Genomic DNA, 20,999 nt, shown 5'->3' on the forward strand with positions numbered 1-20,999 from the left:
GCCCCGGCCCACGGATCGCGTGGGCCGAGGCCGTCCCGGGTGGGCTCAGAAGTCGAAGTCGCCGCCCATGTCGAACCCGCCGCCGTCGTCGAAACCGGGGTCCTCGGCGGGCGGCTCCTCGGCCGGGGGCTCCTCGGCCGCGGCCACGTCCTCACCGGCGCCGGCGTCGTCGAACATCGCGCCCGCGATCGCCGTGCCGATGAAGGCGCCGGCGACACCGGCCAGCAGCGACCCGGCGATCATGCCGCCCATTCCGGGCCCGCGGCCGCCGCCCAGCGACCGCTCCATGGTGCCGGGGTTGCGCATCTCCGCGCGGGTCGCCATCCGCGCCAGCTCCTGCGGATCGGTCGAGCGGGCCCGCTCGGCCTCGGGCACCTGTCCGCCGACGTCCTCGAGCACCTTCTGCCGCTGCTCGGGCGTCAGCTTCGCGAACGCCTCCGCGTGCGCCTGCTCCACCTGCTCGGGCGGTGCGGTGCGGAGCATGTAGCGGTAACGCTCGATCGCCTGCTGGTCGGGGTCCTGCTGCTGCGGTGCCGCGCCGAAACCCTGCTGCGCCGTCGGGCCGGGCCCCTGCGGCCCCGCACCCCCGAAGCCCTGCTGCTGCGGTGCCTGCGCGCCTCCGGTGAGGCGCTCCTTGAGCTTGTCGAGCAGACCCATCTGCGGGTGTCCTCCTGCGTTCCGGTTCGAGTCCGGTTCCCGCCCGATCCGGACGGACCGGGCACAACGGTCGTAACGTGCGACCGTCACGGTGAGTTCCCCGCCCGCGCCGTCTCCGCATCGCCTACGGTCGGGGACCGTGACGACCGCGCCGCCGCCCGTTCCCGCCCTCGCACTCGGCGCCGTCGCCGGGAAGGGACGCCCCGGCGGCTCCCGCATCGCCTGCCCGCTGCCCGACGGCGGTCTGCTCGACGTCGGCTCGCTCGTCACCGCGCAGCGCGGCCCGTACCCGGACCTGCTGACCGCGCCCGACCTGACCCGGCTGCTCGACGCCGGCGCCCCGGCCTGGCGCGAGGTCGTCCAGTGGCTGCGCGAGTGGCGCGCGGACCACGAGCGGGCCGCCGCGCACCGCCTGCCCGACGAGGGACTGGTCCCGGTGCTGCCCTTCGCCGTCGCCGACTACGTCGACTTCTACGCCTGCGAGCAGCACGCGCGGAACGCCGGACTGATCTTCCGCCCGGACGCCTCGGACCCGCTCACCCCGAACTGGCGACGGATGCCGGTCGGCTACCACGGCCGCTCCGGCACGGTCCGGGTCACCGGGACGCCGGTCGCGCGTCCGTCGGGACAGCGTGGGCCCGAGGACTTCGGCCCCTGCGCCACGCTCGACTTCGAGGCGGAGCTCGGCTTCGTCCTCGGCGGACCGGTACCGGGACCGGTCGGGATCGACGACGCCGCCGACCACGTCTTCGGTGTCGTGCTGCTCAACGACTGGTCCGCCCGCGACATCCAGTTCTTCGAGTCCCGCCCGCTCGGCCCGCACCTGGGCAAGTCGTTCGCGACGTCGATCTCGGCCTGGGTGACCCCGCTCGACGAGCTGTCCGCGGCCCGGGTCCCGCTGCCCGTGCACGAGCCCGCGTCGCTGCCCTACCTCACCCCGACCGGCCCCGCGCTCGGCCTGGACCTCGACCTCGCCGTGCACCTCAACGGCGAGCTGATCGCGTCCCCGCCGGCAAGGGACCTGTACTGGTCCCCTGAACAGATGGTGGCCCACCTGACCTCGGGCGGGGCCGGGCTGCGCGCCGGTGACCTGCTCGGCTCGGGGACGATCTCCGGTGCGGAGCGCGGAGAGTTCGGCTCGATGCTGGAGCTGTCCTGGAACGGCCGTGACCCGGTCGCGCTCCCCGGTGGTGCCTCACGCACCTGGCTGGAGGACGGCGACGAGGTCGTGATGACCGCGACCGCGCCCGCCCGCGACGGCGGCCGGATGTCCCTCGGCGAGGTCCGCGGGCGGATCCGCGGCACCTGACCGGATCAGGGCCGCAGCGGCATCAGCGGCTCGGGGTCGCCGAGCGCGTTGTGGATCAGCGCCGGGATCTCCTGCTTGCCGCTGCCGTCGACGGCGATCACCACGTAGACGGTGCGGCAGTCGCAGGTGACGGTGCGCTCGCCCGTGTCGTCGAGGGCGCGGACCTGGAAGTCGAGCGCGAAGCTGGTCCGGCCGATCCGCGCCGTCGACACCGCGACGACGACGTTCTCGCCCCACCCGACCCCGGCCCGCCAGTCGAGTTCGGTGTGGACGAGCTGGACGTCGTAGCCGGCGTCGAGCATCGCCCGGTAGGTGAGGCCGCGGTGCTCCAGGAACTCGGTCATCGCCTCGTCGAACCAGGCGAGGTACCAGGCGTTGAACACCACGCCCTGGGCGTCGACCTCGTGGTAGCGCACCCGGACCGGGAACTCGAAGTTCGCCATGGACCGATGCTACGACCGCCCCGTCGCGGTCACCCCTCCTGTCGGTCGGCCGCGGCGCGGCCGGAGTCGACGCGTTCGCGGATGGCCCGGTTGACCGCCCGCCCGAACGCGGCGACGACGCCCTGCACGGTGATCGGCTTGAGCCGGGAGAACGCGGCGGCCAGCCGTCGTCGCTCCTCGGCGGGGCGGCCGCGGTCCCGGTAGGGCTGCAGGACCTCCTCCTGGAACAGCGTCATCAGGTCCTCGGCGAGCGCGGAGGTGTGCCGCTCGATGAGGTCGTGCGAGCGCTTCCACAGCTCCGGCGGCAGGCCCGCGTCCAGCGCCTGCAGTGCCGAACCGAGCGCGACCATCCCGTGCAGCCGCACGGAGTCCGGTCCCGCGTCCGGCAGCCGGGTCAGGGCGCCGAGCTGCTCCAGGGTGGTGACCTCGTCGTCGGACAGGCGACGCCCGGCGCGGCGGTCCAGGCCGGCGCGGTCGAGCTCCTCGTCGACCTCGGGCAGCCAGGGGGTGAGCAGCGCCCGTTGCAGTGCCAGCTCCTCCGGCGCGGTCTCCAGCGGCACCTGTTCCAGCTGCCGCTCGATCGCGGCCAGTGTGAACCCGAGCCCGGTGAGCTCGCCGATCAGCTCCAGCCGGGCGCGGTGCGCCGCGTCGTAGAGGCCGGTGCGGCCGCGCAACCGGGGCGCCGGGATGAGCCCCTTGCCGGCGTAGAAGCGGATGGTGCGCACCGAGATGCCGGTCCGCTCGGCGAGCTGGTCGACGGTGAGCAGCTCGGGGGAGCCGTCGTCGGTCGAGGCATCGGTGGCGGCGGACATGACCGCAGGTTACGGGCCGGGCGTCCCATGCGACAGTGGTGGTGTGACATGGTCGCTGTCACGTTCTTCGACGGCCGTCTTGACCCATGTGACAGTGCTACTGTAACAAAAGCTACTAGTAAGTAGGGGCAGTGCCGCCCGGCCGCCCCGGCGCCGACCACCCACGAGAGGTTCGGATGAGCGAGATCCCCGAGGCCTACATCTACGACGCGATCCGCACACCCCGCGGCCGGGGCAAGGCCTCCGGTTCGCTGCACGAGGTCAAGCCGATCTCGCTGGTGACCGGCCTGATCGACGCGGTCCGCGAGCGGAACCCGCAGCTCGACACGAACACCATCGACGACCTGGTACTCGGTGTCGTCTCGCCGATCGGCGACCAGGGCGGTGACATCGCCAAGACCGCCGCGATCGCGGCCGGGCTGCCCGACACCGTCGCCGGTGTGCAGCTCAACCGGTTCTGCGCGTCCGGCCTGGAGGCCGTGAACACCGCGGCCCAGAAGGTCCGCTCCGGCATGGAGGAGCTCGTCCTCGCCGGTGGCGTCGAGGCCATGAGCCGCGTGCCGATGGGCTCCGACGGTGGCGCCTGGGCGATGGACCCCGACACCAACTACCGCACCGGTTTCGTGCCGCAGGGCATCGGCGCCGACCTCATCGCCACCCTCGGGGGCTGGTCCCGCGAGGACGTCGACACCTTCGCCGTGGAGTCGCAGACCCGTGCGGCCAAGGCGTGGGCCGACGGCCGCTTCGCGAACTCGATCGTCCCGGTGAAGGACCGCAACGGGGTGACCGTCCTCGACCGCGACGAGCACATCCGGGCCGGCGCGACCGTCGAGACGCTCGGTGGGCTCAAGCCCTCGTTCGAGATGATGGGCCGCGACGGCGGGTTCGACGCGGTGGCGCTGCAGAAGTACCACTGGATCGAGAAGATCGACCACGTCCACCACGCGGGCAACTCCTCCGGCATCGTCGACGGCGCCGCGCTGACCCTGATCGGCACCGAGGCGGCCGGGAAGGCCAACGGTCTGACCCCGCGGGCCCGGATCGTCGCCACCGCGCTGTCCGGCGCGGACCCGACCATCATGCTGACCGGCCCGGCGCCCGCCGCCCGCAAGGCGCTGGCCAAGGCCGGGCTGTCGGTCGGCGACATCGACCTCTTCGAGATCAACGAGGCCTTCGCGGCCGTCGCGCTGCGTTTCATGCGCGACATGGACATCTCGCACGACATCACCAACGTCAACGGCGGCGCCATCGCCATGGGTCACCCGCTGGGTGCCACCGGCGCGATGATCCTCGGCACCCTCGTCGACGAGCTGGAGCGCCGTGACCTGCGCCGCGGCCTGGCCACGCTCTGCGTGGGCGGCGGCATGGGCATCGCCACCATCGTCGAGCGCGTCTGAATCTCCCGGAATCTCGGAAGGACTGAACAGCAGTGAGTGAGCAGAAGGCCGTCCGCTGGGAGAAGGACGCCGACGGCATCGCCGTCGTCACCCTCGACGATCCCGCCAGCAGCGCCAACACCATGAACGACGCCTACCGCGAGGCCATGGGGGAGGTCGTCGACGACCTGGTGAAGAACAAGGACGACATCGTCGGTGTCGTCATCACCTCGGCCAAGAAGACCTTCTTCGCCGGCGGCAACCTGGACCAGCTCATCGCGGCCGGCCCCGACGACGCCGAGCAGATCCTCACGATGGTCGCCGAGGTCAAGGGCCAGCTGCGCACGCTGGAGACCTTCGGCCGTCCGGTCGCGTCCGCCCTGGTGGGCGCGGCGCTCGGCGGGGGCCTGGAGATCGCGCTGGCCACCCACCACCGGGTCGGCGTCGACGCGAAGGGCGTGGTCTACGGCCTGCCCGAGGTCAGCCTCGGCCTGCTGCCCGGCGGTGGCGGCGTCACCCGCGTCACCCGCATGCTGGGCATCGCGAACGGTTTCATGAACGTCCTCGCGCAGGGCCAGCGGCACAAGCCGGCCAAGGCGCTGGAGCTGGGCCTGATCGACGAGCTCGCGGCCACCCGCGAGGAGGCGTTCGACAAGGCCCGCGCCTGGGTGCTCGCCAACCCCGAGCACACCACCCAGCCCTGGGACCGGCCGAAGTACAAGATCCCCGGCGGCACGCCGTCGAACCCGTCGCTCGCGTCGATCCTGCCCGCGTTCCCGGCGAACCTGCGCAAGCAGCTCAAGGGCGCGCCGATGCCGGCGCCGCGCAACATCCTCTCCGCGGCCGTCGAGGGCAGCCAGGTCGACTTCGACACCGCGCTCAAGATCGAGGGCCGCTACTTCGCGGAGCTCGTCACCGGCCCGGTCGCGAAGAACATGATCAAGGCGTTCTTCTTCGACCTGAACGCGATCAACGGCGGCAAGTCCCGCCCGAGCGCGCCGGAGAAGTGGCAGCCCACCAAGGTCGCGGTGCTCGGCGCCGGGATGATGGGTGCGGGCATCGCCTACGTCTGCTCCCTCGCCGGCTGGGAGGTCGTCCTCAAGGACGTCTCGAAGGAAGCCGCCGAGAAGGGCAAGGCCTACTCCCAGGGCCTGGTCGAGAAGGGCGTCGCGCGCGGGAAGACCACGCAGGAGAAGGGCGACGCGCTGCTCGGCCGGATCCTGCCGACCGACGACTACGCCGACCTCGCCGGCTGCGACGTCGTCATCGAGGCCGTGTTCGAGTCCGTGGAGCTGAAGCAGGAGGTGTTCCGCGAGGCCGCGAAGTACATCAACGCCGACGCACTGCTGTGCTCGAACACCTCGACGCTGCCGATCACCGAGCTGGCCAAGGGGGTCGACCGCCCGGACGACTTCATCGGTCTGCACTTCTTCTCGCCGGTCGACAAGATGCCGCTGGTCGAGATCATCAAGGGTGAGCGGACCGGCGACGAGGCACTGGCCAAGGCGTTCGACCTGACCCTGGGGATCAAGAAGACCCCGATCGTCGTCAACGACTCCCGTGGGTTCTTCACCAGCCGGGTCATCGGCACCTTCATCAACGAGGGCGTCGCGATGATCGCCGAGGGCATCGACCCGCAGACGATCGAGCAGGCGTCGTCGCAGGCTGGCTACCCGGCCCCGGTGCTGCAGCTGATGGACGAGCTGACCCTCACGCTGCCGCGCAAGATCCGCGAGGAGACGAGGAAGGGCGTCGAGGCCGCCGGCGGCACCTGGACCCCGCACCCGTCCGACCCGGTGATCGACCGGCTCGTCGACGAGTTCGACCGCAAGGGCAAGAGCTCCGGCGCCGGGTTCTACGAGTACGAGAACGGCAAGCGCACACGCCTCTGGCCGGGCCTGCGCGAGCAGTTCGGTGCGACGAACCACGACGTCGACCTGCACGAGCTGTCCGAGCGCATGCTGTTCATCGAGTCGATCGAGACCGTGAAGTGCGTCGACGAGGGCGTGCTGACCACCGTCGCCGACGCCAACATCGGCTCGATCTTCGGCATCGGCTTCCCGGCCTGGACCGGTGGCGTGCTGCAGTACATCGAGGGCTACCCCGGTGGTCCGGCCGGCTTCGTGGCCCGTGCCGACGAGCTGAAGGCCAAGTACGGCGAGCGCTTCGAGGTCCCGCAGTCCCTGCGTGACCGCGCGGCGAAGGGGGAGTCGGCCACCGCGGCCGCCTGACCCCGTCCGACACCGACCCCCGCCGGCCCCCTCGCCGGCGGGGGTCCGTGCGTTCGGGGTCCGCCGCGCGCCGCTCCCGCCGCTCTGCTCGTCGGTCGAGCGGATCCGGCCCCGCCCGTCGTGACCGGTCGAACCGGACCAACCGGATGATCTGATCTTCAGGCACCATGGGGTGCGTGACGCAGTGGGTGTTCGACATCGTGGACCGGCTCGGCGCCGCAGGCATCGGGTTGTTGATCTTTCTGGAGAACGTGATCCCACCGATCCCGTCGGAGGTGATCCTCCCGCTGGGCGGCTTCCGCGCCTCGACCGGCGCGATGAGCCCCGTCGGCGTCTGGGCGGCGGCCACGATGGGTGCCGTCGCCGGTGCGCTCGTGCTCTACGCACTGGGGCACTGGCTCGGCTACGAACGGGTGCACCGGCTGTGCGGCCGCCGCTGGTTCGTCGTCTCCAGCCAGAAGGACCTGGAGAAGGGGCTGGCGCTGTTCGAGCGCTGGGGCAACTGGTTCGTCCTCGGCGGGCGCTGCATCCCCATCGTGCGCAGCCTCATCTCGATCCCGGCCGGGATCGCCCGGATGCCGCTGCTGCGGTTCACCGCGTTGTCCGCGCTCGGCAGCGGTGTCTGGAACGCGCTGTTCGTCTCCCTCGGCTTCGCGCTCGGTGAGCGCTGGGAGGTCATCGAGGTCTACATGTCGCCGATCAGCAGGGTCGTCGCCGTGCTCGGCGCGGCGGTGATCGTGTGGCTGGTCGTGCGAAAGCTCCGACAGCGCCGCAACCGCGACGCCGCGGTGTCGGCCGGGACCGGCTGAACGCGCCGAGCCGACGCCCGGCTGCGCCGAACGGGTGATCTCGACAGCCCTGCGTACCGCCCTCGCCACGGGCCGTACCGCCGTGCCACCGCCGGCCCGGACGGCTGCGCCGCTGTGCGAACCTGATCGTCACGCACGCGGGAGACGAGCGGTGGAGGTGGTCGGGTGCGCCTGGTCGGGATCCACCACACCCACCCGTCGGGGGTGGTCGCGCTGCGCGGCGCCGACCTCGACATCGACCCGGCCGTGCCGACCGTCGTGCGGGGTGGCAACGGGGCGGGCAAGTCCACGCTGCTGCGGGTCGCCGCCGGCGCGCTCGCCCCGACCGCGGGTGAGGTCGAGGACGTCCCCGAGGTCGTCGGCTACCTGCCCGACCGCTCCCCGGCCGCCCGCAAGCTGACCCCGCGACGCTGGCTCGACCACATCGCCCGGGTGCGCGGCGTGGACATCGACGACGCCGCCGACCGCGCCGAGGAACTCCTGACCGAGCTCGGGTACGACGGTGACGACGACGAGCCGATGGCCGACCTGTCCACCGGCAACGCCCGCAAGGTCGGGCTGGTGCAGGCGCTGGCCTGCGAGCCAGGGCTGCTCGTGCTCGACGAGCCCTGGAACGGCCTCGACGACGACGCCGCGGACGCCCTGACCAGGCTGCTCGCCGCGCGGGCCGCCCCGACCCTGCTGACCGACCACACCGGCACCGCGGCGGGCCTGCCCGGCGCCCGCCTGCACCGGCTGCGTGAGGGCCGGATCGCGACCGCCTCCGACCCGGACTCCGTGCCGCTGCCGACCGCGCCGCCGCCCGGGACGATGATGCGCCTGGACATGGCCTGCGCGGGCGACCCCCGCCCGCTGCTGGAACGGGTGCTGCCGCCCGCCCGCGTCGAGGGCGCGGCGCCGGGCCGGTTCACCGTTCGGGTCCCCGCCCCGGAGAGCGACGCCTGGCTGGCGGCCGCGCTCGCCGCGGGCTGCGCGGTCCGTTCGGTGCGCCCGGTCCGTCCGGCTCCCCCGAGAGGTCGCCGGTGACGCGGCGGATGCGCTCGGCGTTCGCCGTCGCGATGCTGCTGGGCGAGGACGTCGGCCGCACCGAACGCTTCGTCGCCCCGCTGGTGCTCTACGCCGGCGTCCTCGCCGTGCTGTTCGGCGGGGCATCCGGCCCGCTGCCCGCGCCGTGGGCGGCCAGCGCGCTGCTGCTCTATCCGGTCGGGGCCTGGCTGGCACACACGCTGGCCGAGTCCGAGGACGACGACTCCCGCGCCGTCACCCTGTCCGCCGCGGGTGGCCCGTGGCCGGTCGCGGCCGGCGTGCTGATCGCCGCGACGGCGGGCGTGGCGCTGCTCGGGCTGCTCGCCGTGGTGTGGGGCGTGATCGCCGCCTGGGGCACGGCGACGACCGGGAGCCTGCTCGACGGCCTGCTCGCCCATCTGGCCTGCGGGATCACCGGCGCCGCGGTGGGGTCGGTGTTCTCGCGGCCGGTGATCCGCAACGAGGGCGTGGCGCTGATCGGTGCGCTGGTCGTGCTCGTGGTGACCGGGACGCAGCCGTGGCTGCCGCCGGTCGGGACCGCGGCCGCGGCGCTGGGGAGTGGGCGCCTCGGGGTGGGGCCGTTCGGCGACCTGATCGTCGCGCTGCTGGTGGCGGTCGCGGCGACGGCGCTGGTCGTCCGGGTCGAGCAGGGTGGTGGGCCGGGCGACCTGGGCGCACGTCTCGGCCGGCTCGCCGGGCGGCTGCGCCGCTGACCTGCGCCGCTGACCTGCGCTGCTCACCCGGAGCCGGTTCGACCGGCATCGGGCGGCGCCGCTCCCGGACCGGAGGAGTGCTCAGAGCAGGCCCGCGACCCTGCCCAGGCGCTCGACGGTGCCCGCGAACAGCGCGTCACGGGCGTCGACGGCGTTCTCGAACTGACCGAACAGCTCGAAGGACAGGTGCCCGAGCAGCCCGGTCCATGCGGTGAGGGCGGCGAACACGGCCCCGTCGGACAGGTCCGGGAGGCCCAGTGCGACGCGGATGCGGTCGGCGTCGGCGGCGAGCGCGGGGTCCGGCTCGGGCGCGTCGACGAGCGTCCCCGCGACGTGCGCGGTGGCCAGGGCGCCGGCGAGCGGCTCCAGGACCCGGGACGCGACGGGGACGGTGCCGGTCGGCGCGTGGTAGCCCGGCACGGGGGAGCCGTAGATCAACGCGTACTCGTGGGGGTTGGCCAGCGCCCAGCTGCGCAGGGCCTGCGCGATCGCCCGCCAGTGCTCAGCCGGGCCGGAGCCGGGGTCGGCCGCGGCGAGGGCGTCGGCGAGGGCGTCGTAGCTCTGCACGATCAGCGCAGTGAGCAGGTCGTCGCGGGTGGGGAAGTAGCGGTGCAGCGCCGAGGACACCATCCCGATCTCGCGGGACACGGCACGCATGGACAGCGCGGCCGCGCCGGTCTCGGCCAGCTGGCGGCGCGCCGCCGCGGTGATCTCGGAGACGAGCTCGGCGCGGGCCCGCTCGCGGGCGGTGCGGGAGGCGTTCACCGGGTCACCGTAGAGCACCGCATGAACAATGGTCGACGACGAGAGCAATGCTCTGCCGAGCGGAAAGTAGCGGCCGCCCCTGGACGTGGTGGCTTGTTAGTCCTATGGTTCATTACATGAGTAATGAACCACCGAGCTGCGGCACCGTGAGGCCGCCGTGATCGACGACGGCCGCCCGTTGTTCGCGCAGATCGCGGAGGACATCGCGTCCGCCGTGGTGGACGGGACCTACCCGGAGGAGACCCAGGTTCCGTCCAGCAACGAGCTCGCCGCGTTCCACCGGATCAACCCGGCCACCGCGGCGAAGGGTCTCAACCAGCTGGTCGCACGGGGTGTGCTCTACAAGAGACGGGGGATCGGCATGTTCGTCGCGCAGGGGGCGCGGACCCGGTTGTTGGAGAGCCGCCGTGAGGACTTCGCCCGGCAGTACATCGCGCCGCTGGTCACCGAGGCCCGCAAGCTCGGGATCGACCCCGAGCAGCTCAAGAAGATGATCGACGTCTGGGGGGACGACCGATGAGTACGAACGTGATCGCCATGCACGGCGTCACGAAGCGCTACGGCAGCGACGTGACCGCGCTCGACGACGTGACGTTCGCGCTGGAGGAGAACCACATCCACGGGCTGCTCGGCCGCAACGGCGCCGGCAAGACCACCGCGATGCAGATCCTCACCGCGCAGAACTTCGCGTCCTCCGGGCGTGCCGAGATCTTCGGCGAGCAGCCCTACGAGAACGCACCGGTGCTCGCCCGCACCTGCTTCATCCGCGAGTCGCTGAAGTACCCGGACTCCTACACCGTCGGGCACGCACTGCGCGCCGCCGCGACCGTGTACCCGCACTGGGACCAGGCGTTCGCCGACCAGCTGGTCGAGGAGTTCGCGCTCCCGCGCACCCGGCGGGCCAAGAAGCTCTCCCGCGGCCAGGTCTCCGCGGTGGGCGTGATCATCGGTCTCGCGTCGCGGGCCCCGCTGACCTTCTTCGACGAGCCCTACCTCGGTCTCGACGCCGTCGCCCGCCAGCTGTTCTACGACCGCCTGCTCGCCGACTACGCCGAGCACCCGCGCACCGTGGTGCTGTCCACGCACCTCATCGACGAGGTGTCCGACCTGATCGAGCACGTCGTCCTGATCGACGGCGGCCGGATCCTCATCGACTCCGACGCCGAGGACCTGCGGGGGAGCGCCGTCACCGTGACCGGTCCGGTCGAGGCCGTCGAGCGGTTCGCCGGCGGGCACGTCGAGCTGCACCGCGAGCAGATGGGCGGCTTCCTGCGCGTGACGCTCTCCGGCGCCGCGTCCGAGCCCACGCCACCGGAGCTGCAGTTCGAGCCGGTCTCGCTGCAGCAGCTCGTCGTGCGCACCACCCAGCAGAACTCCGCCGCCCGCGCCGACCGGAAGGTCCTGTCATGACCGCCGCCGCTGCCGTCGCCGAGGTCGACCGTCCCGTGACCACCGGGAGCAGGCTGGCCGCGGTGCTCCGGATGAACCTCGTCGACGCCCGCAACCGGGTCGGCATCCCCTGGGTCATCCTTGCCGTCATCTTCGCGATCAACCTGGCCATCTTCTGGGCCGTCCAGGCGGGGGTCGGCTCCACCGACGGCGGGATCACCGGTGCGCTCACCGCGATGTTCTTCATCGTGGGGTCGCAGTACCTGATCGCGATGACGCAGGTGATGCCGTTCGCGCTGAGCCTGGGCATCACCCGGCGGCACTTCTACACCGGGGTGCTGTCCCTGCTCGCCGTCGAGACCCTGCTGCACTCGGTGCTGCTGACCGTGCTGCTGGAGATCGAGGGGGCGACCGGCGGCTGGGGTGTCGGGATGCAGTTCTTCGCGGTGGGGTTCCTGTCGGGGCAGAACGTACTGCTGACGCTGCTCTGCTACTGGGTCCCGATGTTCGTGATCGGTGCGGTGTTCCTGCTGTTCGGGGCGGTCTTCCGGCGCTGGGGGCAGCTCGGGGTGTGGGCGCTGGGCGTCGGTGCCGGCCTGGTCGTCGGGGTGGCCGTGGTGCTGGTGACGCTGCAGCAGGCATGGCCGGCGGTCGGCCGGTTCCTCACCGGGACGCCGGTGCCGCTGCTGCTCGCCGGCTACCCACTGCTGGTGGGAGTGCTCGCCGCCGTCGGCGGCTACCTCGTCGTCCGGCGCGCCCGGGTCTGACGGCGCGGCAGGGCCCGGCACCCTCGTGGGGGGTGGTGCCGGGCCCCGTCCGCGCTCACCCGTGCAGCACGACCTCGGCCCGCTCCGGGGCACCCCCGGAGCGGGCCAGCTCCTGCTCGGCCCGGCGCCAGCCGTCGCGGAACGGGGCGTAGCCGGGCCAGTCCGCCCGATCCCGCAGCCGCCGCTCCCGCTTGTCGGCGGGCGCGTCCACCCAGATCGCGAGCGCGGTCACCGGCGCGAGCTCGGCCGCGCCGCTCCCGCAGCCCTCCAGCACGACGACGGGTGCCGGTGCGAGCGTGCGCTCCGGCCCCGGCCGATCGTGCACCCAGTCCCACGACGTCCAGCGCAGCGTCGTCCCGGCGGCCAGCGGGTCCCCGATCCCGCGCCGGGCCAGCGCCGGGACCCTGGCCAGGCCGTCCCAGCCGGGGCACAGGTCCTCGACCTCGAGCAACGGGGCGGCGAGCCGGTCGGCCAGCTCCCGGGCCCGGGTCGACTTCCCGGCCCCGGAGAAGCCGTCGACGGTGACCAGCCTGTTCCCGGCCGGGCCGGCGGGCGCGGCGCCCACGAGCCCGGCGACGACGTCGGTCCACCCGGGACCGGCGGCGAGCCTCACGGACGCACGACCACCTTGACCTGCGACGGGTCGGGGGACAGCGCGTCGCCGACGTGGTCGAGGTCGACGTGCCCGGTGACCAGCCGGTCCAGGTCCACCGCGCCGGTGGTGGCCAGGCGCACTGCGGTGGGCCAGGTGTTGGCGTAGCGGAAGGTGCCGGTCAGGGTGATCTCGCGGGACTGCAGCGCCGACACCGGCAGTGTCATCTCGTCGGCGCCCATCCCGACCAGCACCGCGGTGCCGCCGGGGCGGACCGCGGGCAGTCCGCCCAGCACCGCTGCCGGCACCCCGGAACAGTCGACGAAGGCGTCCACCCCGGACACGTCGGTACCCGGGGCGACGACGTCGGTCGCCCCGAAGTCGCGGGCCAGCGCGGCACGCGCCGGGTCCGGGTCACTGACGACGACCTCCGAGGCCCCGAGCACCGCGGCCACCTGCGCGACGAGCAGGCCGATCGGCCCGGCGCCGGCGACGAGCACCCGCGACCCGGCCCCGGTGCGCGCCTTGTGATGCGCCCACAGCGCGACCGAGAGCGGTTCGAGGAGCGCGGCGGCGTCGTCGGAGACGTGCTCGGGGACGGGGTGGGCGAAGTCGTCGGCGACCGTCACGTACTCGGCGAACGCGCCGTCGATCGGCGGGGTCGCGAAGAAGACCATGTCCGGGCACAGGTTGTAGGCGCCGGTGTGGCAGTAGCGGCAGCGCCGGCACGGCACGCCCGGCTCCAGCGAGACCCGCTCGCCGATCCGGCGGGTGTCGACGCCCTCGCCGACGCCGACGATCCGCCCGGACGGCTCGTGCCCGAGCACCATCGGCTCACGCAGCACGAACTCCCCGATCCGGCCGTGCCGGAAGTAGTGCACGTCCGAGCCGCAGGTGCCGACCGAGGCGACCCGCACCAGCACCTCGCGCGGGCCGGGGCGGGGGACCGGGCGCTGCTGGACCTGCAGCTCTCCGGCGGCACGCAGCACGCTGCACCGCATGGACTCGGGGACCTCGGCGATCGTCGTCACGGCCCCGACGGTTCCACGCCCGGCCGGGGGCGGGCAACGCGACACACATCGACCGGGCGGGACGTACCGGTACCCGCGCGGACGAGCACGGGCCGGCGGCCGTCCGCACCCCGGGCGGGCGCCGGTGGTGTACTGCACCGCGACGAGGAGCAGGCCCGGTCATCCCGCGGGTGGCCGGCGAGGAGAAGGACGCGCATGGGTTCGGCCATCGAACGACCGGCGGTCACCGGCTTCCACCACGTGTCGGCCGTCGTGACCGACGTGGAGTCCAGTGCGCTGTGGTACCAGCGCGTCCTCGGGCTTCAACGGCTGCCGATGACCTTCCCGCACCACGGTGCGGGCGGTGGCGACCCGGAGAAGGCGGCCCTGCTGCTCGACGCGGTCACCGGGGTGATGATCGAGCTGCACGCCGACGGCGACGGCAGCCCGGTCCGCGGGGCCCTGGACCACCTGGCGTTCGGCGTCGCGGACCGGGCCACCCTCGACGACTGGGCCGCCTGGCTGGACACGCTCACGGTGGCGCACGGCGGCGTCGTCGACCGGACCGACCCGACCGCCTACGCCACCCTGGAGTTCCGCGACCCGGACGGCATCACGCTGGAGTTCATCCACTTCCCCGGGCGCGCCTGATCAGGCGCTGCCGGGCTCCACGCAGACCAGGCCCCACGGCCGGTCCTCGACCCGGGTCATCACCACGGTCGCGTGCCGCGACCCGCGGCCGCGCAGCCTGCGGGCGAGCGCCTCGACGTCGCCGGCCAGGCCGCGGCGGCGCACGTCGACCGCTCCGACGTCCAGGTCGCGCAGCAGACGCGGCAGCCGCTTCTGGTCCCACGGGCGGGAGTCGAGAACCCGCAGCGGGCGGGCGAACGGGGTGGGCGGGGGCTCGTCGTCGCCGGTCAGGAACGCGATCCGTGGGTCGATCCGCGACGTCGACGTGGCCCGCGCGAGCGCCGACACCAGTCCGGCGCGGGTGACGGCCGGGTTCGGGTCCAGCAGCCACCCGCCCGGCTCGCCGACCGCGATCCCGGTGTCCCCGTCCGGCGGGTCGGGTTCGCCGGAGAGCTGGTGCACCCCGTCGTCGTGGACGACGGTGGCGCGCGTGCGGGCCCCGGCCAACGCCGGCGACCAGGCGCACGCCTCCTTCAGCTCGCGCCCGAGCGCGAGGAACTCGATCTCCCAGCCGGCCGGGACGGTGTCGTGGTCGATGCCCGGGGCCGCCTTGACCCCCACCGCGCCGACCCGGCCGGTCAGCCCGACGCACCACTCCAGCGGCGGCTCGGACTCCCCGGTGCGCAGCCGGCCGCCGCCGGCGCGCCGGGCGGGGTCGACGAAGACACCGTCGGCGCCGGACAGCTCGACATCGCGGACGTCGGCACGCACCGTGCGGGCCCGCCCGCCGTGTACCGCGGCGTTGCGGGTCGCCATCCACAGGTGCACCGGGTCGAGGTCGACGCCGGTGACGTCGTGCCCCGCGGCGACGAGCGACACCAGGTCCCCGCCGATCCCGCAACACAGGTCGAAGACCGTGCGACCGGCGAACCGCGCGGCGCGGTGCCGCGCGATCACCTCCGACGACGCCTGCTCGAGCCCGTCGCGGGTGAACCACATCTGCCGTGCCCGTGCGAACTTGCGGGTCGCCCGGTCGCGCAGGTCGGCTTGGGCCATCGCGTCGGCGACCAGCTCGGCGTCGTGCTCGCGGCGCAACGCGGTACCCAGTCGCAGCGCGGCGTCGCCGCCCCGGTCGGCGACGGCGAGCCGGTTCAGCAGCGCGGTGCCCTCCGGCCCGGCGAGCCGCTCCAGCCGGGCGATCGGATCGTCGATCACGACCCCAGTCTCCACGGCGCCGGGAGCGACTCCGGCCGACGGCCCCACCGACCGCCGGAGCACTCGCGGTGGGCTGGAGCCACGGGCCGGCGTCCGCCGTGACCGGGGCGCTGTCGCCGGTCGCGATGCTGGTCGGCGGCGCGTACCGGAGACGCTGCCGACCCGGCCCTGACCAGCGGCGGACCGCGTCGACCGCTCGAACGGAGCAGTGGGCTTATCCCCGTCGTCCCACTGATCCCGATTATCCCCCCGTTCCCTTGTGTCACAGCGCAATCGGCGCGCCGGATGGATTCGGGTGACCGCCGTGAGGGTGAGTTCATCCCTCATAAGAGTGGCGGGTGTGGCTGTTGTGCACTGTGTGCTTCTAGTTTCCTCGATATCGGACAAGGCGGACACCGATGGGACGGGAACGGGGCCATGAGGCACGGACTGGCACGACGCACGGTGATGAGCGCGGCGGCGGCGGTGACGGTGAGTGCTGTCTTGTTCACCGGAGGGGTGCTCCTGTTGAACGACGGAGCGCCTCTGCCCGCTGCGAGCGCACCCGTCGTGTCCGGCGTCGCCCCGCAGCCGTCGCCGCCCGCGGCGCCGGAGGCACTCGGAGTGCTCGCCGAACCGACGTCCAGCCCGTCGGGGACCTCGGAGGGCCCGGTCGACTCCGCTCTGCGATCGTCGTCCTGGGCCGCCGGCGCCGGTGCCACGACGGCGAGCGAGACCGTCGTGCGGGGCGCCGAGGACACGACGACCTCGGCCACACCCGCGGGTCCGGCCGGCGGCTCCGGTCCCGCCGCTTCCGGATCCGTGCCGCCCGCGCGGGCCATCCTGGGCGCTCCCGCCGCGCCCTCCGGCAAGCCCGCGGACGGAGCCACCGCTCCGGCTCCTCCGGCCACGGCTCCGACCGTGCCGGGGACCGCGCCCGCCCCACGGGACCCGGCCGCCGCAGCGGTGGTCCCGGCGGCGAAGCCCGTCCCGGCAGCCGGGACCGCTCCCACCGTTCCCGCGGCACCGGCCGGGAAGCCCGCCGCCCCGGCCGCGGCGCCGGCTCCGGCCGCCCGGCCCGCGGGCTCGCCGGCCGCTTCTCCGCCGGCCGCTTCTCCGGCGGCCAAGCCCGCTCCGGCTGCGGCACCGGCTCCGGCCCCCGGGCCCGCAGGCCCGCCGGCCGCTTCTCCGGCAGCCAAGCCTGCTCCGGCGGACAAGCCCGCCCCGGTGGAGAAGCCGGCCCCGGTCGACACACCTGCACCGGCGGAGAAGCCCGCCCCGGCGGAGAAGCCCGCCCCGGCGGAGAAGCCGGCACCGGCGGAGAAGCCCGCTCCGGCCGACACGCCGGCTCCGGTGGAGAAGCCGGCGACCCCGCCGGCAACGACCCCGCCGGCAACGACCCCGCCCGCCCCGGCCCCGGGTGACACCCCCACGGCCCCGGCCGAGCAGCCCGCCCCCGACCCGGCGGAGACTCCGTCCACGGAGCCGGCCACCCCGCCGGTCGACAAGCCCGCGTCGCCGGGAGACCCGGCTGCCCCCACGGAGGAGCCCGCCGTGACCGACCCCTCGGCCCGACCGGCCGACCAGAGCAGGCCCCGCCCCGGCGCCACCAGCGCGGCCGAGCGCTACGGCTGGGGGGCGCCGCTGCCGGCGTCGGACGAGTTCGACTACACCGGACCGCCCGACCCGGCGAAGTGGAACCAGGCCGGCGAGTGCTGGCCCGGTCACGCCGGCAACGGCGGCCGCTGCGCCAGCCGGTCCACCGTGAAGGACGGCAAGCTCGTCCAGACCGGGCTCCGCAACGGCGACTCGGCCTGGATCTCGTCGAAGTTCAACCAGCAGTACGGCCGCTGGGAGGCGCGCGTCCGCTCCGAGGGCACCGGCCCGGACAACGGCAGGCAGTACCACCCGCTGCTGATCATCTGGCCGCAGTCGGACCGCTGGCCCCAGGACGGCGAGTACGACTTCCTGGAGAACGGTGCCCCCGGCGAGCGGTGCGCCGAGGCGTTCATCCACTACCCGCACGGACGCGGCGCGGTCCAGCAGGAGCACGCCAAGGAGAAGAACTGCGGCGCACCGCTGAGCGAGTGGCACAACGTCGCGATCGAATGGACGCCCGACCACGTGAAGGGCTTCATCGACGGCAAGGAGTGGTTCTCCGTCTCCGACGGCGCCCGGTCCGGCCGCAGGAACATCCAGGCCATGCCGAGCGGGCACCTGACGATCCAGCTCGACAACTTCTTCGGTGGCAACATGCAGCCGGCGACCTACGAGGTGGACTGGGTCCGGATCTACTCCCTCGACCCGAAGTGACCGGCTAACGCCCGGACGTCGTTGCGCGATGGGACGGACGTGTCGCTACTCACGCGCAGGACCGCGGGATGGCTGCTCGCGGGCGTCGTCGTCGTGGAGGCCGTGATCCCCGCGGTCGGTCTGATCACCACCGACCCGCCCCGCCGCTACTCGTGGAGCATGTTCGTCGCCTCCTCGACCGACTACGCCTACTCCGGACGGACCGCCGACGGCGCCGTCCGGAGTCTCGACACGGGGGCGCTGCCGTGGCCACAGCGGACCGTCCACTACGGGTCCACGGTCCCGGACCTGCTGTGCGCGGCGAACCCCGACCTCACCGCGGTGTCCCGGACCTGGGACGGCCGTCCGGAGCGGGAGCAGTCGTGCTGAGGATCCCCGACACGCTTCCCGCACGGCCGCTGGCCGGGTACCGCATCCTGGTCGGGCTCGTCGCCGGGGCGAAGGCGCTGGAGCTCGGCGTGAGCCCGCTGCTCGGGACCCGGGCCGGGCCGCTCTTCGGGGTCGGCCCGGTGCTGCCCGCACCGGTCTGGCTCGCACTCGGCGCGGTGATGGGGCTGGCGGCGCTGGCCCTCGTCGTCGGGTGGAACGCGCGGGTGGCGGCCCTGGTGGTCGGGTCGTGCACCGCGGGCTTCGTCTGGGGCGCGGGCTACTACTCCAACCACACCTACCTGCTGTTCACCGTGGCGGTCCTGCTGTCGTTCACCGACTCCGACGCGGCCTGGTCGGTCCGCTCGTGGCGTGACCAGGGGACCGGCCGGGTGTGGGCGGCGCCGGTGCTGGTGCTGCGGGCGCAGATCACGATCGTCTACGTCTACGCCGCGCTCTCGAAGATCCGCCCGGACTTCCTGTCCGGCAACGGGTTGGCGTCCTGGGCGTGGGACTCGGTGCTGGTCCCGTCGGCGGTCCTGATCCCGCTGTTCCTGGTCCCGATGGCCTTCGGTGCGGTGCTCGCCGAGCTGTTCGTGGCGTTCGGCCTGTGGTCGTCGCGCCTGCGGCCGGTCGCCGTCGTCGCCGGGCTCGGGCTGCACCTCGGCATGATCGTGATGCTGTCCGACGGGGTGCACGCCGCGGTCGAGCTCGGGCTGTTCGCCACCCTCACCTGCGGCGGCTACCTGCTGTTCGTCGACCGTGTCCCGGTCGTCGACGGGCTCACCGGCCCGGTCGTGGTGCCCCAGCAGCGCCGGTCGGAGCCGGCGCTGCCGAGCACGGTCACCCGGCGCTGACGCCCATCGCCTCGGCCAGCCGCAGGTGCGGCGCGGCCTCGTCGTGACGCGAACGGCGCTGCAGGGTGCGCCCCAGGAGCAGGTGGGCGTAACCGTCGGTGGGCTCGCGCTCCACCAGCTCGCGGAGCTCGGTCTCGGCCCGGCCGAGCTGTGCGGAGTGGTAGTACGCGCGGGCCAGCAGCAGCCGGACCGCGGTGGCCTCGGGCTGCTCGGCGACGAGCTCGGCGAGCACCGTCGCGGCCCCCGCGGGGTCGCCGGAGTCGAACAGGTACCCGGCGTGCTCCCACCGGTCGGCAGGCCCTGCTTCCGTCCCGGTCATCCAGGACAGCGCATCGATCCTCATCGGTGCGGCCTCCTTCCGGCCCGTTCGGTTGATACGTCAACCACAACCGCGGCGCCGGTCGTTCTGTTCCCGGCTCAGGCCAGGGCGGCGCGGACCAGCTCGGGCATCCCGGTCGCCGGACGGCCGAGCAGCGCCGCGAGATCGTCCGACGGCTCGGCGAACAGTCCCGACGAGATGAGTCCGCCCAGGAAGGCCAGGTCACCTGCCTCGTCGAGCGGGATCCGGCGGTGGGTCACCGGCCGCCCGGACTCCGCGGCGATGGTCGCGGCCAGCTCGTCGTAGGTCCACAGCGGACCGCGCAGTTCGTAGGCGCGCCCGGCGTGCTCGCCCGGCCCACCCGCCACGACGACGGCGGCCGCCCGCGCCAGGTCCGCGATCGTGGCGGTGTTCAGCGGCCTGCCGCCGTCCGCGGCGACCGTCTCCCCGGCCTCGATCGCTGCCCCGACCACGGCCGGATTGACGAACGAGTCGGAGTAGAAGCTGTTGCGCAGCGGTGTCACCGGCAGTCCGGAGTCGCGCAGCAGGCCCTCGGTCACGGTGTGGTCGGCGAGGAAGCCGGGCGCGTCGGGCCGGTCGGCCCCGACGGCGCTGGTGTAGACGACGTGCCCGACGCCGGCCTCGGCCGCGGCCCGGACCACGTTGCCGTGCTGGCGCTCGCGTACCCCGGGGGTCACGTCGGAGCCGGACACGAAGAGCAGACCGTCGGCACCGGCGAACGCCGCCTTCAGCGAGGCCGGGTCCTCGTAGTCGCCGACGTGCACCCGGACCCCGGCCGCGGCCAGGTCGGCGACCTTCTCCGCGGACCGGGCGAGCACGCCCACCCGCTCCGCCGGCACGGTCTCCAGCAGCGCCCGCACGGCCGCGCCGCCCAGCTTCCCGCTCGCCCCGGTCACGATGATCATTGCTGTCTCCCCATCTCGTCGTGGACGGTGGCCACACTGCCGGATATGCTTTCGATCGGTAAGTACGTACCTAGGGGTAAGTAGGTGGATGCACGGTGAGCACGCAGGTGGAACGGCGCACGGGTCTGTTCTCGGGTGACGCGTTCAACAGCAGCTGTCCGTCGCGGTCCGTCCTCGACCACGTGACGTCCAAGTGGGCGGTGCTCGTCCTCGTCGTCCTGTCCCGTGGGGACCACCGGTTCTCCGCGCTCCGCCGGGCCGTCGGCGGGATCAGCGAGAAGATGCTGGCGCAGACCCTGCGCACCCTGGAGAGTGACGGGTTCGTGCACCGCGAGGTCGTGCCGACCACCCCGCCGCAGGTCAGCTACGGCCTGACCGAGCTCGGCCACGTGTCCGGGGACGGGCTGTGGTGTCGGTTGATGGACGACCTGACGTGTCGTTGGCCCGGGCGCGATCATGACACGGCTGCCGGGACCGGGGACAGTGCTCTGTCCT

At 73.5% G+C, this 20,999-nt stretch carries 23 protein-coding genes; 14 read left to right on the forward strand and 9 right to left on the reverse strand.

Annotated elements, in window-relative coordinates; all coding sequences use genetic code 11:
- Positions 1 to 45 precede the first annotated feature (45 nt).
- Positions 46 to 657 carry a hypothetical protein gene (locus tag FVA95_RS12855; protein ID WP_193564345.1) on the reverse strand — a complete coding sequence of 204 codons (612 nt, stop codon included), beginning with the start codon at positions 655 to 657 and terminating at the stop codon, positions 46 to 48.
- A 139-nt stretch (positions 658 to 796) separates the two neighbouring features.
- On the opposite strand from FVA95_RS12855, the gene FVA95_RS12860 reads away from it, so the two are divergent.
- On the forward strand, positions 797 to 1,966 hold the full coding sequence (locus FVA95_RS12860) for a fumarylacetoacetate hydrolase family protein (protein WP_149664422.1): 1,170 nt from the start codon (positions 797 to 799) through the stop codon (positions 1,964 to 1,966).
- Positions 1,967 to 1,971: 5 nt separating this feature from the next.
- Here FVA95_RS12860 and FVA95_RS12865 read toward each other — a convergent pair whose 3' ends face one another.
- Positions 1,972 to 2,409: a thioesterase family protein gene (locus FVA95_RS12865; protein WP_149664423.1), complete on the reverse strand. Its 438-nt coding sequence runs from the start codon at positions 2,407 to 2,409 to the stop codon at positions 1,972 to 1,974.
- A gap of 29 nt (positions 2,410 to 2,438) precedes the next feature.
- Entirely contained in the window at positions 2,439 to 3,221 is a 783-nt protein-coding gene (locus tag FVA95_RS12870; RefSeq protein WP_020627547.1) for a MerR family transcriptional regulator, read from the reverse strand.
- 176 nt (positions 3,222 to 3,397) lie between these two features.
- Between FVA95_RS12870 and FVA95_RS12875 the strand changes: the two genes are divergently transcribed.
- The 5 genes from FVA95_RS12875 to FVA95_RS12895 all read left to right on the forward strand — a co-directional run bounded on the left by FVA95_RS12875 (position 3,398) and on the right by FVA95_RS12895 (position 9,376).
- Positions 3,398 to 4,618 carry an acetyl-CoA C-acetyltransferase gene (locus FVA95_RS12875; protein WP_205015840.1) on the forward strand — a complete coding sequence of 407 codons (1,221 nt, stop codon included), beginning with the start codon at positions 3,398 to 3,400 and terminating at the stop codon, positions 4,616 to 4,618.
- Between the two features lie 32 nt (positions 4,619 to 4,650).
- Entirely contained in the window at positions 4,651 to 6,828 is a 2,178-nt protein-coding gene (locus tag FVA95_RS12880; protein ID WP_149664424.1) for a 3-hydroxyacyl-CoA dehydrogenase NAD-binding domain-containing protein, read from the forward strand.
- 176 nt (positions 6,829 to 7,004) lie between these two features.
- Positions 7,005 to 7,637, forward strand: coding sequence for a DedA family protein (locus FVA95_RS12885; protein WP_240051448.1), 633 nt, complete (start codon positions 7,005 to 7,007; stop codon positions 7,635 to 7,637).
- Between the two features lie 165 nt (positions 7,638 to 7,802).
- Complete coding sequence (locus FVA95_RS12890) at positions 7,803 to 8,663, forward strand: ATP-binding cassette domain-containing protein (RefSeq protein WP_149664425.1); 861 nt, start codon at positions 7,803 to 7,805, stop codon at positions 8,661 to 8,663.
- Positions 8,660 to 9,376, forward strand: a complete 717-nt coding sequence (locus tag FVA95_RS12895) for a hypothetical protein (protein ID WP_149664426.1) — start codon at positions 8,660 to 8,662, stop codon at positions 9,374 to 9,376. The genes FVA95_RS12890 and FVA95_RS12895 overlap by 4 nt, the downstream gene beginning before the upstream one ends.
- A gap of 81 nt (positions 9,377 to 9,457) precedes the next feature.
- Here the strand turns inward: FVA95_RS12895 and FVA95_RS12900 are convergent, their stop codons facing one another.
- The gene (locus FVA95_RS12900) at positions 9,458 to 10,141 is read right to left on the reverse strand and encodes a TetR/AcrR family transcriptional regulator (RefSeq protein ID WP_149664427.1); all 684 of its coding nucleotides are present in this window, start codon (positions 10,139 to 10,141) and stop codon (positions 9,458 to 9,460) included.
- A 160-nt stretch (positions 10,142 to 10,301) separates the two neighbouring features.
- Here FVA95_RS12900 and FVA95_RS12905 point away from each other — a divergent pair, with 160 nt between their 5' ends.
- Genes FVA95_RS12905 through FVA95_RS12915 form a run of 3 tightly spaced genes read left to right on the forward strand, consistent with a single transcriptional unit; the run spans position 10,302 to position 12,297 of the window.
- Complete coding sequence (locus tag FVA95_RS12905) at positions 10,302 to 10,661, forward strand: GntR family transcriptional regulator (RefSeq protein ID WP_149664443.1); 360 nt, start codon at positions 10,302 to 10,304, stop codon at positions 10,659 to 10,661.
- Positions 10,658 to 11,551 carry an ABC transporter ATP-binding protein gene (locus FVA95_RS12910; RefSeq protein ID WP_149664428.1) on the forward strand — a complete coding sequence of 298 codons (894 nt, stop codon included), beginning with the start codon at positions 10,658 to 10,660 and terminating at the stop codon, positions 11,549 to 11,551. The genes FVA95_RS12905 and FVA95_RS12910 overlap by 4 nt, the downstream gene beginning before the upstream one ends.
- Entirely contained in the window at positions 11,548 to 12,297 is a 750-nt protein-coding gene (locus FVA95_RS12915; protein ID WP_149664429.1) for a hypothetical protein, read from the forward strand. The genes FVA95_RS12910 and FVA95_RS12915 overlap by 4 nt, the downstream gene beginning before the upstream one ends.
- 55 nt (positions 12,298 to 12,352) lie before the next feature.
- Here the strand turns inward: FVA95_RS12915 and FVA95_RS12920 are convergent, their stop codons facing one another.
- Both FVA95_RS12920 and FVA95_RS12925 read right to left on the reverse strand, forming a co-directional pair.
- The gene (locus FVA95_RS12920) at positions 12,353 to 12,910 is read right to left on the reverse strand and encodes a hypothetical protein (protein WP_149664430.1); all 558 of its coding nucleotides are present in this window, start codon (positions 12,908 to 12,910) and stop codon (positions 12,353 to 12,355) included.
- On the reverse strand, positions 12,907 to 13,920 hold the full coding sequence (locus tag FVA95_RS12925; RefSeq protein ID WP_240051449.1) for an NAD(P)-dependent alcohol dehydrogenase: 1,014 nt from the start codon (positions 13,918 to 13,920) through the stop codon (positions 12,907 to 12,909). The genes FVA95_RS12920 and FVA95_RS12925 overlap by 4 nt, the downstream gene beginning before the upstream one ends.
- Positions 13,921 to 14,115: 195 nt before the next feature.
- Between FVA95_RS12925 and FVA95_RS12930 the strand changes: the two genes are divergently transcribed.
- Entirely contained in the window at positions 14,116 to 14,550 is a 435-nt protein-coding gene (locus FVA95_RS12930; RefSeq protein WP_149664431.1) for a VOC family protein, read from the forward strand.
- Here the strand turns inward: FVA95_RS12930 and FVA95_RS12935 are convergent, their stop codons facing one another.
- A complete protein-coding gene (locus tag FVA95_RS12935; RefSeq protein WP_240051450.1) occupies positions 14,551 to 15,744 on the reverse strand; it encodes a class I SAM-dependent methyltransferase in 1,194 nt (397 codons plus the stop codon).
- Positions 15,745 to 16,215: 471 nt separating this feature from the next.
- Between FVA95_RS12935 and FVA95_RS12940 the strand changes: the two genes are divergently transcribed.
- The 3 genes from FVA95_RS12940 to FVA95_RS12945 are packed head-to-tail and all read left to right on the forward strand — an operon-like array spanning position 16,216 to position 19,259.
- The gene (locus tag FVA95_RS12940) at positions 16,216 to 18,036 is read left to right on the forward strand and encodes a family 16 glycosylhydrolase (RefSeq protein WP_149664433.1); all 1,821 of its coding nucleotides are present in this window, start codon (positions 16,216 to 16,218) and stop codon (positions 18,034 to 18,036) included.
- A gap of 39 nt (positions 18,037 to 18,075) precedes the next feature.
- Complete coding sequence (locus tag FVA95_RS30835; protein ID WP_161992294.1) at positions 18,076 to 18,405, forward strand: hypothetical protein; 330 nt, start codon at positions 18,076 to 18,078, stop codon at positions 18,403 to 18,405.
- Complete coding sequence (locus FVA95_RS12945; protein WP_161992295.1) at positions 18,399 to 19,259, forward strand: HTTM domain-containing protein; 861 nt, start codon at positions 18,399 to 18,401, stop codon at positions 19,257 to 19,259. Before FVA95_RS30835 ends, FVA95_RS12945 begins: the two co-directional genes overlap by 7 nt.
- On the opposite strand, the gene FVA95_RS12950 is transcribed toward FVA95_RS12945, so the two are convergent.
- Positions 19,246 to 19,602, reverse strand: a complete 357-nt coding sequence (locus FVA95_RS12950) for a tetratricopeptide repeat protein (protein WP_240051451.1) — start codon at positions 19,600 to 19,602, stop codon at positions 19,246 to 19,248. The genes FVA95_RS12945 and FVA95_RS12950 overlap by 14 nt on opposite strands.
- A 74-nt stretch (positions 19,603 to 19,676) precedes the next feature.
- Positions 19,677 to 20,504: an NmrA family NAD(P)-binding protein gene (locus FVA95_RS12955; RefSeq protein WP_149664435.1), complete on the reverse strand. Its 828-nt coding sequence runs from the start codon at positions 20,502 to 20,504 to the stop codon at positions 19,677 to 19,679.
- Positions 20,505 to 20,611: 107 nt separating this feature from the next.
- Here FVA95_RS12955 and FVA95_RS12960 point away from each other — a divergent pair.
- Positions 20,612 to 20,999 (forward strand): helix-turn-helix domain-containing protein (locus tag FVA95_RS12960; protein WP_205015842.1); only part of this gene is annotated, 388 nt, incomplete at its 3' end.

Origin of the sequence: Pseudonocardia sp. EV170527-09, assembly GCF_008369905.1 — a bacterium.
Classification (GTDB): Bacteria; Actinomycetota; Actinomycetes; order Mycobacteriales; family Pseudonocardiaceae; genus Pseudonocardia.